The following is a 14,658-nucleotide window of genomic DNA, read 5'->3' as shown; positions in this document are numbered from 1 at the left end:
CGACACATGGGACGCATTCTGTCTTCGAAGGACGTCGAAGCCGCCGTCAAGGGCGGCTCGGTTTTCGCCTGCGGCGGCGGCGGCTGGGCCGACCACGGCCGCGAGCTCGGCACGCTCGCGGTCACGATCGGCCGCCCCGAACTGGTGAGCGTCGACGAGCTGCCGGACGACGCATGGATCGCCACGGCCGCCGCGATCGGCGCGCCGGGCGGCCTCACCGACTGGCAGATGCTCGGCGCCGACTACGTGAAGGCCGCGCAGCTCGTGCAGGACGCGCTCGGCGCGCCGCTCGCGGGGCTCATCATCGGGCAGAACGGGATGTCGAGCACGCTGAACGCGTGGCTGCCGTCCGCGCTGCTCGGCACCAAGGTGGTCGACGCGGTGGGCGACATCCGCGCGCACCCGACCGGCGACATGGGCTCGCTCGGCCTCGCGTCGAGCACGGCGCCGATGATCCAGGCCGCGGCCGGCGGCAACTGCGAGCGCCACGCCTACATGGAAGTGGTCGTGCGCGGCGCGACCGCGAAAGTGTCGCCGGTGCTGCGCAAGGCGGCCGACATGGCCGGCGGCTTCATCGCGAGCTGCCGCAATCCGCTTCGCGCGTCGTACGTGCGCCAGCATGCGGCGCTCGGCGGCATCAGCCGCGCGCTCGCGCTCGGCGAAGCGATCATCGACGCCGAGCGGCGCGGCGGCAGCGCGGTGATCGATGCGATCTGCGCGGCCACGCAAGGCGAGATCGTCGCGAGCGGCAAGGTCGAGCGCAACACGCTCGAATACACGCGCGAGGCGTTCGACGTCGGCCTCGTCTATCTCGGCAGCGGCGCGCGGCGCGCGGTCATTCACGTGATGAACGAGCACATGGCGGTGGACGACGCGCACGGCGCGCGCATCGCGACCTATCCCGACGTCATCACGACGCTCGATGCCGAAGGCCGCCCCGTCAGCGCCGGGCAGTTGAAGGAAGGCATGGAGATCCACGTGCTGCGGGTGGCGAAGGCGCACCTTCCGCTGTCGTCGTCGGTGTTCGATCCGGCGGTCTACCCGCCCGTCGAAGCCGCGCTCGGCATCTCGATCGCCGACTATGCGCTCGCCCGCTGAACGGAGCCGACGATGACGAACCAGATGACCCGCACCTTCGAAGTCGCGTCCGGCACCGCGCTGCGCTGCAAGGGCTGGCGCCAGGAGGCGCTGCTGCGCCTGCTCGAGAACGTGCTCGCCGTCGGCGAGGACCCCGATCGACTGATCGTCTACGCGGCGCTCGGCCGCGCGGCGCGCGACTGGCCGTCGCACGACGCGATCGTGCGCACGCTGAAGACGATGGACGAGGACCACACGCTCGTCGTGCAGTCCGGCAAGCCCGTAGCCCTGCTGCGCACGCATGCGCGCGCGCCGCTCGTCGTGATGGCGAACTGCAACCTGATCGGTCAATGGGCGAAGGCCGAGCATTTCTACGAACTGGAACGGCGCAACCTGATCTGCTGGGGCGGGCTCACGGCCGGCGACTGGCAGTACATCGGCTCGCAGGGCGTGATCCAGGGCACCTACGAGATCTTCTCGCGGATCGCCGAGCGGCATTTCGACAACGACCTGCGCGGCCGCTTCATCCTGACGGCCGGCCTCGGCGGGATGGGCGGCGCGCAGCCGCTCGCCGGCCGGATGGCGAACGCGGCGACGCTCGTCGTCGAGATCGACCAGACGCGCATCGACAAGCGGCTGCAGATCGGCTTTCTCGAACGGCAGGCGCGCGATCTCGACGAGGCGCTCGCGCTGATCCGCGACGCGCAGGCGCGCCGCGAGCCGATCTCGGTCGGCCTGCTCGGCAACGCGGCCGACGTGTTCCCGGCGATCCTCGCGCGCGGCGTGGTGCCCGACATCGTCACCGACCAGACGGCCGCGCACGATCTCGTGTACGGCTACGTGCCGTCGGGCCATACCCTCGACGAAGTGCGCGCGCTGCGCGAGCGCGACCGCGCGCGGCTGATGGACGCGAGCCGCGCGTCGATCGTGCGCCACGTCGAGGCGATGCTCGGCTTCAAGGATCGCGGCGCGATCGTGTTCGACAACGGCAACCTGATCCGCACGCATGCGAAGGACGGCGGCGTGGCGCGCGCGTTCGAGATCCCGGTGTTCACCGAGGCGTTCCTGCGCCCGCTGTTCTGCCGCGCGATCGGCCCGTTCCGCTGGATCGCGCTGTCGAACGACCCGAACGATATCCGCATCGTCGACGACTACCTGCTCGAACACTTCCCGGACAACCGGATCGTCACGAACTGGATCCGGCGCGCACGCGAATGCGTGCCGTTCGAGGGCCTGCCGGCGCGCATCGCGTGGCTCGGCCACGGCGAACGCACGCGGCTCGCGGTGGCCGTCAACGCGATGGTGCGCGACGGCGTGCTGGCCGGACCGGTCGCGTTCACGCGCGACCACCTCGACGCCGGCGCGATGGCGCACCCGAACATCATGACCGAGAACCTGCGCGACGGCTCCGATGCGGTGGCCGACTGGCCGCTGCTGAACGCGATGATGAACTGCGCGTCGATGGCCGACCTCGTCGCGATCCATTCGGGCGGCGGCGGCTACAGCGGCTACATGACGAGCGCGGGCGTGACCGTCGTTGCCGACGGCAGCGCGGAAGCGCACGAGCGGCTCACGCTGTCGATGACCAACGACACCGCGCTCGGCGTGATCCGCTATGCGGACGCCGGCTACGAGGAAGCGCTCGACGAAGCGCAACGCGGACAGATTCCGCACATCCGGCTGTAAGCCCGCCCCGCACGACGACAGGAGATCGATGTGAAGCAAACCGCGGTTCCCCTCGACACGGCCATCGCCGCGTCGCCCCCCACGTCGAGCGCCGGGCGAGCGATCGCCGCGGCGTCGATCGGCAACGCGCTGGAGTGGTACGACTTTTCCGTCTACGCGTTCTTCGCCGTGTACATCGCGCAGAACTTCTTCCATCGCGGCAACACGGGCACCGAGCTGGTCGAGGCGTTCATGGCGTTCGGGATCGGCTTCATCGCGCGGCCGCTCGGCGCGCTGGCGATCGGCGTGTACGGCGATCGCGCGGGCCGCAAGGCCGCGCTGACGCTGACCATCCTCGTGATGGCGGCGGGCACCGGCATCATCGCGTTCGCGCCGCCGTTCACCGCGATCGGCATCGGCGCGCCGCTCCTGATCCTGTGCGGCCGGCTGCTGCAGGGCTTCTCCGCCGGCGGCGAAGTGGGCGGCGCCGCGGCGTTCCTGATCGAGCACGCGCCGGCGGACCGCAAGGGCCGCTACGCATCGTGGCTGCAGGCAAGCATGGCCGCGTCGAACATCCTCGGCGCGCTGGTCGCCACCGCCGTGACGCTCGTGCTCTCGCGCGAACAGATCGGCGACTGGGGCTGGCGGATTCCGTTCATCCTCGGCCTCGCGATCGCGCCGGTCGGCCTGTGGCTGCGCAAGACGCTCGACGAAACGCCGCATTTCCGCGCGGAGCTGGCGCGCGCCGCGCACGCGCCGGCCGAACGCAAGACGCCGCTGCTGCAGGTCGTGCGCGACCATCCGCGCGCACTCGCGGTCGGCACCGGGTTCTCGGTGCTGTGGGCCGTGTGCGTGTATGCGCTGGTGATCTACATGCCGACGCACGTGCAGCGCGCGCTCCATTTCGACGGGCGCGACGCGTTCGTCGCGTCGCTGGTCGGCAACTGCCTGATGGCCGTCACCTGCGTATGCGCGGGAAGCTGGTCGGATCGCTTCGGCCGGCGCACGGTGCTGACGGCCGGCGCGGCGCTGATGCTCGTGTCGGTGTACCCGCTGCTGCACTGGCTCGCCGACGTGCACACGCTCGCCGCGCTGATCGCGGTGCAGAGCGCGTTCTGCGTGATGGTCGCGATCTTCACCGGCGTCGCGCCCGCCGCGCTGTCGGAGCTGTTCCCGACCCGCGTGCGCGCCACCGGCATGTCGCTGTCCTACAACATCGCCGCGACGATCTTCGGCGGCTTCGCGCCGGCGATCCTCGCGTGGCTCACGCAACGGTCCGGCAACCCGTTCGCACCCGCCTGGTACGTGATGGCCGCATGCGCCATCGCGCTCGCATCGATCGCCGCCTTGCCTTCCACCTCACGTCACGACTGAAACCGGAGAACCGCTTCATGCAACGCTTCCTCATGCGGAGCGCGCTCGCGCTCGCGCTTTTCGCCGCCGTCCCCGCCTTCGCGGACGTCCTGCTCGACGGCCGCACCGTCACGCCCGAATCGATCGCGCGCATCGCCGACGGCGAAGCCGTGTCGATCGCGCCGGCCGCCCGCCAGCGGGTCGTCGCCGCGCACGACGTGCTGCTGAAGGCCGCCGCGGCCGGCCAGCAGATCTACGGGCTGACGGTCGGCGTCGGCCTCAACAAGGACCGCCAGATGGTCGATGCGCACGGCAAGCTGTCGCAGGAGGTGATCGACGCGTCGACGCGCTTCAACGTCGGGCTGATCCACGCGCACTCGGGCAGCGTCGGCCCCGACATGAGCGTGCGGGTGGCCCGCGCCGCGATGGCCGCGCGCCTGAACGCGATGCTCGACGGCGGCGCCGGCGTGCAGCCGGCGATCGTCGACGCGTACGCGCAGTTCCTCGATCGCGGCGTCACGCCGGCGATGCCCGCGGACGGCTCGATCGGCGAAGCCGACATCACGATCCTGAGCCACGTCGGCCTCGCGATGCTCGGCGAAGGCGACGTGTACTACCAGGGCCGCAAGATGGCGGCCGCCGATGCGTTGAAGGCGGCCGGCATCGCGACGATCCGCCCGTACGGCAAGGACGCGCTCGCGATCCTGAGTTCCAACGCGTATTCGGCCGGCATGGCGGCGCTCGCGCTTGCCGACATGGCGCGTCTCGCGCACGTGTCGAAGCTCGTGTTCGCGCTGAGCCTGCAGGGGCTGAACGGCAACGTGTCGCCGTTCCGCGAAGATACGCTCGCGCTGCGGCCGTTCCCGGCCACGCTCCGCGCGGGCGCGCAGCTGCGCACGCTGCTGGCGGGCAGCAGCCTGTGGGAGCGCGACCCGGACCGGCCGCTGCAGGACCCGCTCAGCTTCCGCTCCGGCGTCTATCTGCTCGGCGAGGAGGATCGCACCTACGACGAAGCGCGCGCGCTGCTGCAGGTCCAGCTCAATTCGAGCGACGATAATCCTGGCGTCGCGGTCGGCGTCACGCCGAAATCGAACCGCGCGCAGGACGCGGCAGGCTATGTCGACGGCGGCGGCGCGGTGCTGCCGAGCGCGAATTTCGAGCCGCTGCCGTGGGTGCTCGCGTTCGAACAGCTCGGGCTCGCGCTCGGCCACAACGCGCTCGCGTCCGCGCAGCGCATCGTCAAGCTGAACGACCCGCACCTCACCGGCCTCTCGCGCTTCCTCGGCACCGAGGACACCGTGCACGCGTTCGGCGCGATGGAGAAGCCGCCCACCGCGCTCGCGATGGCCGTGAAGTCGCTGGCGATGCCCGTGTCGCTCGACTACCTGCCGGTTGCCGGCAATATCGAGGACATCGCGACGAACGCGCCGGAAGTCGTGCAGCGCGTGCAGGCGCAGATCGACGCGAGCTACACGCTGCTCGGCCTCGAACTGATCGAGGCCTCGCAGGCGATCGACCTGCGCCAGCGCAAGCAACCGTCGTTCGCGCTCGCGCCGGCCACGCAGCCGCTGTACCGCGCGCTGCGTGCGAAGGTCGCATTCCTCGAGCGCGACCGCCCGCTCACGCCCGACTTCCGGGCCGCCGATGCGCTGCTGCGCGCGTATCGCGACTGAGCGGCGCGCCGCCCGTCGTTCCTGTCACCCACGGGCCGTCGCGCCCGCCGCCGCGATCGCCGCCCGATCGCGGCGCGCGGCACGTACGCCCGGCCGCTCGACCGGCCACCGGATCGAACCGCCGTTCACCGTCTTACAACCACTCCGCACCGGACCTTCATCATGAAACGAATCCTGTTCGCGCTGCCGCTCGCCGCGGCCGCCACCGCTCACGCGCAAAGCAGCGTCACGCTGTACGGCATCGTCGAGGACGGCGTCGACTACGTCTCGAACGTACAGGGCAAGCATCTCGTGCAACTGGCGTCGGGCGTGACGGCCGGCAGCCGCTGGGGCGTGCGCGGCACCGAGGATCTCGGCGGCGGCCTGAGCGCGATCTTCCGGCTCGAAAGCGGCTTCGACCTCAACGCCGGCCGCCTCGGCAGCGGCCTCGCGTTCTCGCGCAACGCGTACGTCGGCCTGAACGACACGAAGCTCGGCACGCTCACGCTCGGCCGCCAGTGGGATTCGATCGTCGACTACGTCGAGCCGTTCACGCTGAACGGCAACATCGGCGGCTACTACTTCGCACACCCGAACGACATGGACAACACCGACAACGGCTTTCCGATCTCGAACGCCGTCAAGTACCGCAGCCCGACGATCGCGGGCGTCACGTTCGGCGGCCTCTATGCATTCGGCGGGCAGCCGGGCCGCTTCTCCGACAACGCGACGTTCAGCGTCGGCGCCAGCTACGCGGCGGGCCCGGTGGGCTTCGGCGTCGGCTACCTGCGCATCAACGACCCGGGTGTATCGACGCAGGGCTACCAGAACTACCCCGGCTTCACGAATGCGATCTACGGCAACTACCTCGACGCGGCGCGCGCGCAGAAGGTGTTCGGCGTCGGCGCGTCGTACCAGGTCGTGCAGTGGCTCAAGCTGCTGGCCGACTTCACGAACACGAACTTCCAGCAGGGCAGCGCGGGGCACGACGCGACGTTCCAGAACTATGAGCTGTCGACGCTCGTCACGCCGACGCCGGCCGTGACCGTCGGCGCCGGCTATACGTACACGACGGGCCGCGATCATGCGACGAACGCGGAGCCGAAGTATCACCAGTTCAACCTGAGCGTCGAATACGCGCTGTCGAAGCGCACCAGCGTCTACGTGATGGGCGCGTTCCAGAAGGCCGCAGGCGACGCGCCGGTCGCGCAGATCGCCGGCTTCAATCCGTCCGGCAACCAGAAGCAGGCGGTCGGCCGCGCGGGCATCCGCCACGCGTTCTGACGGCCCGCGCGACGGGGCCGGCGCGGCCTCGTCCGCGGGTCGATCGCTTCAGCCGATCGACCGGCATGCCGGGCGCGTCGCGCCCGGCGGCGAGCGGGCCGGCCCGCGCACGGCGTTCCGAACCCGCGCGGTGCGCGCTCAGGCGCCGGCTTCCGCGTGCAGCAGCAGCACCGCGTCGCGCTTCTCCAGCAGATGCCGCCGCAGGATCGCCGCGAGCGCCTTGCCGTCCCGCGCCTCGAGCGCCTTGATCATCTCCTCGTGATCGTGCACCGCGCGATCCCACTTCTCGACGTGCTGGTTCGAGCGGAACCGCATCGACATGATCCGCCGGTTGATCGACTGGTACGTGGCGCGCAGCGCCGAATTGCGCGCGGCCTCGTTGATGCGGTCGTGGATCTCCTGGTTGCGGCTGTAGTAGCCGGGCAGGTCGTTCTGCATCCGGCACGCGAGCATCGAGTAATGCAGCGCCTTGATCTCCGCCAGCTCGGCCGGCGTGATCCGCTCGCAGGCCAGCTCGCCTGAAAACGCCTCCAGCCCCGACATCAGCTCGAAGGTCTCGCGGATCTCCGATTCGCTCATCCGGTACACGCTCGCGCCGCGGTTCGGCGACAGCACCAGCAGCCCCTCGGCCGCCAGCACCTTGAACGCCTCGCGCAGCGGCGTGCGCGAGATGCCGAGCGTCTCGCACAGCTCGCGCTCGTTCAGCCGCATGCCCGGCGTCAGCACGCCTTCGACGATGAATTTGCGCAGGTGCTCGACGACGGTGTCGTGCAGCCGCTGCCGCTCCAGTTTCGGCAGTGCCGGCGCGCCGCCGGCAGGCTCCAGATCATTCAAATCTTGCATGCAAAGTCCTTCCTTCTTGCTTCCCGCGATTCTACTGCAACTCGCCCGACCCGAATATTGCCCCGCCAATGCCGGGTAAACACCGGCATCTTCGGCGAAATCAGCGCTTGGTTCCGTCGCGATCGCTCTGCTAAAGTATTTTGCATTCAAAATTCAAAATGCAACCAAGGAGACAGAACGACCATGCTGCAACTCGACTTCCATCCGTCCGGCCGCCACTTCCTGCAGATTCCGGGGCCGAGCCCGGTGCCCGACCGCATCCTGCGGGCGATGAGCTATCCGACCATCGACCACCGTGGCCCCGAATTCGGCGCGCTCGGCCTGAAGGTGCTGGCCGGCATCGGGAAGATCTTCAAGACCGTGCAACCGGTGATCATCTATCCGGCGTCGGGCACCGGCGCGTGGGAAGCGGCGCTGACCAATACGCTGAGCGCCGGCGACACCGTGCTGATGTACGAGACGGGCCACTTCGCGACGCTGTGGAAGAAGATGGCCGAGGCGCTCGGCCTGAAGCCCGAATTCCTCGGCCTGCCGGGCATCGAGGGCTGGCGCCGCGGCGTGCAGCCCGACCTGATCGAGGCGCGCCTGCGCGCCGACACCGCGCACGACATCAAGGCCGTGTGCGTGGTGCACAACGAGACGTCCACCGGCGTCACGTCCGACATCGCCGCGGTGCGCCGCGCGATCGATGCGGCCGGGCACCCGGCGCTGCTGATGGTCGACACGATCTCGGGGCTCGCATCCGCCGACTACCGCCATGACGAATGGGGCGTCGACGTCACGGTATCGGGCTCGCAGAAGGGGCTGATGCTGCCGCCGGGCATCAGCTTCAACGCGGTGTCGCCGAAGGCGCTCGCGGCGAGCGAGCACGCCGGGCTGCCGCGCGCGTTCTGGGGCTGGCACGACATCATCGAAGCGAACCGGAACGGCTACTGGCCGTACACGCCGAACACCAACCTGCTGTACGGGCTCGCCGAGGCGCTCGACATGATCCTCGGCGAAGGGCTCGACGCGGTGTTCGCGCGCCACCAGCGGCTCGCGGAAGCGACGCGCCGCGCGGTGCGCGCGTGGGGCCTCGAGATCCAGTGCGCGGACCCGGCCGTCTACAGCCCCGTGCTGACCGGCGTGATGATGCCGGACGGCGTCGACGCGGACGCCGTGCGCAAGCTGATCTACGAACGCTTCGACATGTCGCTCGGGCAGGCGCTCGGCAAGCTGCGCGGGACGATGTTCCGCATCGGCCACCTCGGCGACTGCAACGACCTCACGCTGATGGCCACGCTCGCCGGCTGCGAGATGGGGCTGAGGCTCGCCGGCGTGCCGGTCGCCGCGAGCGGCGTGGTCGCGGCGATGGACTACCTCGCGGCGAGCCCGCACGCACCGGCCCTGCGCGCGGCGGCCTGAGCGCCGGCCGGCGGCGCGCGCACCCGGCGCGCCGCCCGACGAGTCCTTTCCCCTTCACGGGCGGCCGCGCGGCCGTCGCGACGCGCCTCGCCCGTCGCCGGCGCACGCCCGCCCCGCTTCATCGGCACGACCCGCCCCGAGGCCGGCCTCGACGCCGGCACGGGCAGCCAGCCAGACAACATCAAGGAGACGAAACATGAAGCTGTTCCGAGCGACCGGCATCGTGCTGGTGATGCTGTGCGTGATGTACTTCATCACGTATCTCGATCGCGTGAACGTGAGCACGGCCGCCGCCGGGTTCGGCAAGGAATTCGGGCTGAACAGGACGGAGATCGGCCTCGTGTTCTCCGCGTTCGCGTATCCGTATCTCGTGTTCCAGATCATCGGCGGCTGGGTCAGCGACCGCTTCGGCGCGCGCCGCACGCTGCTCGCGTGCGGGCTGCTGTGGGCCGTCGCGACGCTGCTCACCGGGATGGCCGGCGGCCTCGCGTCGCTGCTCGCCGCGCGCCTGCTGCTCGGGCTCGGCGAAGGCGCGACGTTCCCGGCGGCGACGTCGGCGATGTCGCGCTGGGTGCCGCGCGAGAAACGCGGTTTCGCGCAGGGCATCACGCACGCGTTCTCGCGCGTCGGCAACGCGGTCGCGCCGGCCGCCGTCGTCGCGGTGATGGCCGTGTACGGCTGGCGCGAATCGTTCTACATCTGCGGCGCGATCAGCCTCGTCTGGGTCGCGGTCTGGGCGCTCGTCTACACCGAACACCCGAAGGACCACCCGCGCATCACGCAGGCCGAACTCGATGCGCTGCCGCCGCCGAAGCAGCAGCCCGCGACCGTGCCGTGGGGCCCGCTGTTCCGCCGGATGATGCCCGTCACGATCGTCTACTTCTGCTACGGCTGGACGCTGTGGCTGTTCCTGAGCTGGATTCCGCAGTACTTCCTGCACAGCTACGACCTCGACCTGAAGAAGTCGGCCGTGTTCGCGTCGGCGGTGTTCTTCGCGGGCGTGATCGGCGACACGCTCGGCGGCGTCGTCACCGACCGCATCCTCGCGCGCACCGGCAGCCTCAGGCGCGCGCGCAGCTGGATGGTGTCGATCTGCATGCTGCTCACGCTGCTGTCGCTGCTGCCGCTGCTGTTCATGCACGACCTGTACGTATCGATGGCGTGTCTCGCGGCCGGCTTCTTCTTCGCCGAAATGACGATCGGCCCGATGTGGGCCGTGCCGATGGACATCGCGCCGGAATACTCCGGCACCGCGAGCGGGATGATGAATTCCGGCTCCGCGCTCGCGGCGATCCTGTCGCCGGTGATCTCCGGCTTCGTGATCGACCGCTTCGGCAGCTGGGAGCTGCCGTTCATCGGCAGCATGGTGCTGATGGGCGTGGGCGTGCTGCTCGCGTTCCGCATGCAGCCGGAAAGCCGCTTCGCCGATGCACCCGCCGCGCAGGCCGCCGCCGGCCGCTCGCCGGCCTGATGCCGCGCGGGGCGCCGCGCCGCCCCGCTTCCTCACCTCTTCACTGCCCACGATGACTCAAGCCACTCACGATCTCGCCGCCCGCCTCGCCGCCGGCTGGCAACACGGCATCGCGTTCGCCGCGCTGCCGCCCGAACTCGTTCCCGCCGGCGCCGACGCCGCCTATGCCGTGCAGGCGCAGCTCCTGCGCGAACGCCGCGCCGCGATCGGCGCATGGAAAGTCGGCGCGAAGCAACCCGACGGCCCGATCCAGGGCGCCCCGCTGCCCGACGACTGCCGGCATGCGAGCGGCGTCACGCTGCCGCGCGGCGCGTTCCGGCCGCTCGGGCTCGAACTGGAGATCGCGTTCCGCTTCGGCCGCGACTTCACGCCGCGTGAGGCCGCCTATACCGACGACGACGTGTTCGACGCCATCGCGCAGATGGGCGCCGCGATCGAGATCGTCGCGAGCCGCTTCCATGAATGGCCGGACGTCGCACCGGCCGCGCAGCTCGCCGACCTGCAGAACCACGGCGCGCTCGTGCTCGGCGAGATGACCGGCTATCGCGCCGATTTCCCGTTCGTCGCGCCGGCCCCTGCGTTTACGTTCGACGGGCACGACATCACCGGCACGACGCCAGGCGCCAACCCGGCCGGCGACCCGCGCCGCCTGCTGCCGTGGCTCGTGAATCACGCATCGCAACGCGGCATCGCGCTGCCGGCCGGCACCGTCGTCACGACCGGCTCGTACACGGGCATGTTTTTCCCGCAGGCCGCGGGCACGGCCGTCGGCCGCATCGCGGGACTGCCGCCCGTCAGCGTCACGCTCGCCTGATCCACGCCCGATCCTCGCCCGATCCGTTTCCACCCGATACCGACCGCCGCCATGAAATCCGCCGTCTCGCCTTCGCTGGTTCGCCCCGTCCATCTCGTGCCGTCGCAAGGCGCCGCGCTGTCGCCGCTGTTCGCGCGGCTGCGCGCGGAAATGCGCGGCGACGTCTACGCCGATCGCGCGAGCCGCGGCCGCTACGCGACCGACGCATCGATCTACCAGATCATGCCGCTCGGCGTGGTCGTGCCGCGCGACCAGGACGACCTGCGGATCGCGCTCGACATCGCGCGCGACCGCAAGATCCCCGTGCTCGCGCGCGGCGCCGGCACGAGCCAGTGCGGGCAGACGGTCGGCGAGGCGCTCGTCGTCGACCACGGCAAATGGCTGAACCGGATCGTCGAATTCGACGCGCAGGCGCGCACCGTCACCGTGGAGCCCGGCATCGTGCTCGACCATCTGAACGCGTGGCTGAAGCCGCACGGGCTGTGGTTCCCGGTCGACGTGTCGACCGGCGCGCAATGCACGATCGGCGGGATGGCCGGCAACAACTCGTGCGGATCGCGCTCGATCGAGTACGGCAACATGGTGCACAACGTGCTGGCGATCGACGCGATCCTCGCCGACGGCAGCGAATGCCGGTTCGGTTCGCTCGCGCAGCCCGTTACCGATCGCCGCACGCTCGAGCTGCTGCACGGCGTCGAACGGATCGCGAAGCGCGAGCGCGACGAGCTGGTCGAGCGCGTGCCGAAGGTGCTGCGCCGCGTGGCCGGCTACAACCTCGACCTGTTCGACTGCCAGAACCCGCGCGCGTACACCGACGACGGCCACGCGAATCTCGCGCACCTGCTGGTCGGCTCCGAAGGCACGCTGGCCTGCAGCCGGCAGATCACGCTGAAGCTCGCGCCGCTGCCCGCGCACAAGACGCTCGGCGTCGTGAACTTCCCGACCTTCTACCAGGCGATGGACACCGCGCAGCACATCGTGAAGCTGAAGCCGGCGGCCGTCGAGCTCGTCGATCGCACGATGATCGACCTGTCGATGGAGAACCCGGCGTTCCGGCCGGTGATCGGGCAGGCGCTGGTCGGGCGGCCGCAGGCGATCCTGCTGGTCGAATTCGCGGGCGAATCGCGCGACGCGCAGCGCGCGCAGCTCGACCGGCTCGACGAACTGATGGGCGATCTCGGCCTGCCCGGCAGCGTCGTGAAGATGACCGACGCCGGCGCGCAGAAGGCGCTGTGGGAGGTGCGCAAGGCCGGGCTGAACATCATGATGAGCATGAAGGGCGACGGCAAGCCGGTGTCGTTCATCGAGGATTGCGCGGTGCCGCTCGAACATCTCGCCGAGTACACGCGCCGCCTGACCGACGTGTTCCACAAGCACGAGACCGAAGGCACGTGGTACGCGCACGCCAGCGTCGGCACGCTGCACGTGCGGCCGATCCTCGACATGCGGCGCGACGGCGCGACGCGCATGCGCGAGATCGCGGAAGAGGCCTCGGCGCTCGTGCGCGAGTACAAGGGCGCGTATTCGGGCGAGCACGGCGACGGGCTGTGCCGCGGCGAATGGGTTGCGTGGCAGTACGGCCCGCGCCTCAATGCGGCGTTCGCGGAGATCAAGACGCTGTTCGATCCGGACAACCGCTTCAACCCCGACAAGATCGTCAACCCGCCGCGCATGGATGCGCGCGAGAACTTCCGCTTCGCGCCCGGCTATGCGGCGCTGCCGCTGCGGCCCGCGCTCGACTGGTCGGCCTGGAACGTCACGCGCAACCCGCTGACCGGCGACGAAACCGCGCCCGGCACGGGCGCCGACGTCACGCACGGGCTCGCGTCGGCCGTCGAGATGTGCAACAACAACGGCCACTGCCGCAAGTTCGATGCGGGCACGATGTGCCCGAGCTATCGCGTGACGCGCGACGAGCAGCACGTGACGCGCGGCCGCGCGAACACGCTGCGGCTCGCGGTGACGGGGCAGCTCGGCGCGGACGGCCTCGCCGGCGACGACGTGAAGGCCGCGCTCGACCTGTGCGTGTCGTGCAAGGGCTGCAAGCGCGATTGCCCGACGGGCGTCGACATGGCGCGCTTCAAGATCGAGGCGCGCCATGCGCGGCATCGCAAGCACGGCGCGACGCTGCGCGAACGGCTCGTCGCGTACCTGCCGCGCTATGCGCCGTGGGCGGCGCGGATGCGCGGCGCGATCGCGTTCGCGAACGGCGTGCCGGTCGTCGCGCCCGCGCTGAAGCGCTGGATCGGCCTTGCGCCGCAGCGTGCGCTGCCTTCGTTTGCGCGGCCGTTCCTGGCGGACGCGGATGCCGTTGCGACCTCGACGCCCGCGCAAGCCGGCGCGGCGACCCGCGACGTGCTGCTGTTCGTCGACACGTTCAGCAACTACCAGGAACCGGACAACGCACGCGCCGCGCAGGCCGTGCTCGAAGCGGCCGGCTATACCGTGCATTTCAGCGTGCGCAAGGACGAACGGCCGCTGTGCTGCGGCCGCACGTTCCTGTCGGCCGGCCTCGTGGACGAAGCGAAGGCCGAGGCAAGGCGCACGCTCGACACGCTGCGGCCGTACCTCGAACGCGGCGTCGCGATCGTCGGGCTGGAGCCGTCATGCCTGCTGTCGATGCGCGACGAGTTTCTCGCTTACGGCTACGGCGACGAAGCGGCGCGGCTCGCGCGCCATGCGTTCCTGTTCGAGGAGTTTCTCGTGCGCGAGCACGACGCCGGCCGGCTGCGCCTGCCGCTGCGCGGGATCGACGCGCCCGAGGCGCTGGTGCACGGCCACTGCCACCAGAAGGCCTTCGACGCGTTCACGCCGGTGCAGGCCGTGCTGCGCTGGATTCCGGGCCTCAAGGTGTCGCCGGTCGAATCGTCGTGCTGCGGGATGGCCGGCAGCTTCGGCTACGAAGCCGAACACTACGACGCGTCGCAGGCGATGGCCGAGCTGTCGCTGCTGCCGGCGGTGCGCGCGCGGGCCGACGGCGCGATCGTCGTCGCGGACGGCACGAGTTGCCGGCATCAGATCAGGGACGGCGCGCGGACGCAGGCCGTGCATGTGGCCAGGGTGCTGGCGCAGGCGTTGAACGACCGATGACCCGG

Annotated in this window: 10 protein-coding genes; 9 read left to right on the top strand and 1 reads right to left on the bottom strand. The window is 70.4% G+C overall.

The window, feature by feature from the left end; genetic code table 11:
- The first annotated feature begins 6 nt into the window (after nucleotides 1–6).
- The 5 genes from GQ56_RS0103140 (at nucleotide 7) to GQ56_RS0103115 (ending at nucleotide 7,031) form a co-directional block, all read left to right on the top strand.
- A complete protein-coding gene (locus GQ56_RS0103140; RefSeq protein WP_031397255.1) occupies nucleotides 7–1,098 on the top strand; it encodes a DUF917 domain-containing protein in 1,092 nt (363 codons plus the stop codon).
- A 24-nt stretch (nucleotides 1,099–1,122) separates the two neighbouring features.
- The gene (locus tag GQ56_RS0103135) at nucleotides 1,123–2,763 is read left to right on the top strand and encodes a urocanate hydratase (RefSeq protein WP_031397254.1); all 1,641 of its coding nucleotides are present in this window, start codon (nucleotides 1,123–1,125) and stop codon (nucleotides 2,761–2,763) included.
- Nucleotides 2,764–2,793: 30 nt separating this feature from the next.
- Complete coding sequence (locus GQ56_RS0103130; protein WP_031397253.1) at nucleotides 2,794–4,116, top strand: MFS transporter; 1,323 nt, start codon at nucleotides 2,794–2,796, stop codon at nucleotides 4,114–4,116.
- A 17-nt stretch (nucleotides 4,117–4,133) separates the two neighbouring features.
- A complete protein-coding gene (locus GQ56_RS0103125) occupies nucleotides 4,134–5,768 on the top strand; it encodes an HAL/PAL/TAL family ammonia-lyase (RefSeq protein ID WP_031397252.1) in 1,635 nt (544 codons plus the stop codon).
- Between the two features lie 162 nt (nucleotides 5,769–5,930).
- Nucleotides 5,931–7,031, top strand: coding sequence for a porin (locus GQ56_RS0103115; RefSeq protein ID WP_031397251.1), 1,101 nt, complete (start codon nucleotides 5,931–5,933; stop codon nucleotides 7,029–7,031).
- A 138-nt stretch (nucleotides 7,032–7,169) separates the two neighbouring features.
- Here GQ56_RS0103115 and GQ56_RS0103110 read toward each other — a convergent pair whose 3' ends face one another.
- A complete protein-coding gene (locus tag GQ56_RS0103110; protein WP_031397250.1) occupies nucleotides 7,170–7,874 on the bottom strand; it encodes a GntR family transcriptional regulator in 705 nt (234 codons plus the stop codon).
- Nucleotides 7,875–8,057: 183 nt separating this feature from the next.
- On the opposite strand from GQ56_RS0103110, the gene GQ56_RS0103105 reads away from it, so the two are divergent.
- The 4 genes from GQ56_RS0103105 (at nucleotide 8,058) to GQ56_RS0103090 (ending at nucleotide 14,653) form a co-directional block, all read left to right on the top strand.
- Entirely contained in the window at nucleotides 8,058–9,278 is a 1,221-nt protein-coding gene (locus tag GQ56_RS0103105) for a pyridoxal-phosphate-dependent aminotransferase family protein (RefSeq protein ID WP_031397249.1), read from the top strand.
- A 196-nt stretch (nucleotides 9,279–9,474) separates the two neighbouring features.
- Complete coding sequence (locus GQ56_RS0103100) at nucleotides 9,475–10,749, top strand: MFS transporter (RefSeq protein WP_031397248.1); 1,275 nt, start codon at nucleotides 9,475–9,477, stop codon at nucleotides 10,747–10,749.
- Between the two features lie 52 nt (nucleotides 10,750–10,801).
- The gene (locus GQ56_RS0103095) at nucleotides 10,802–11,563 is read left to right on the top strand and encodes a 2-keto-4-pentenoate hydratase (RefSeq protein WP_031397247.1); all 762 of its coding nucleotides are present in this window, start codon (nucleotides 10,802–10,804) and stop codon (nucleotides 11,561–11,563) included.
- Nucleotides 11,564–11,614: 51 nt separating this feature from the next.
- Complete coding sequence (locus GQ56_RS0103090) at nucleotides 11,615–14,653, top strand: FAD-binding and (Fe-S)-binding domain-containing protein (protein ID WP_031397246.1); 3,039 nt, start codon at nucleotides 11,615–11,617, stop codon at nucleotides 14,651–14,653.
- Nucleotides 14,654–14,658 lie beyond the last annotated feature (5 nt).

The organism is Burkholderia paludis (assembly GCF_000732615.1).
Classification (GTDB): Bacteria; Pseudomonadota; Gammaproteobacteria; order Burkholderiales; family Burkholderiaceae; genus Burkholderia; species Burkholderia paludis.
This window is presented reverse-complemented; position numbering and strand designations above follow the sequence as displayed.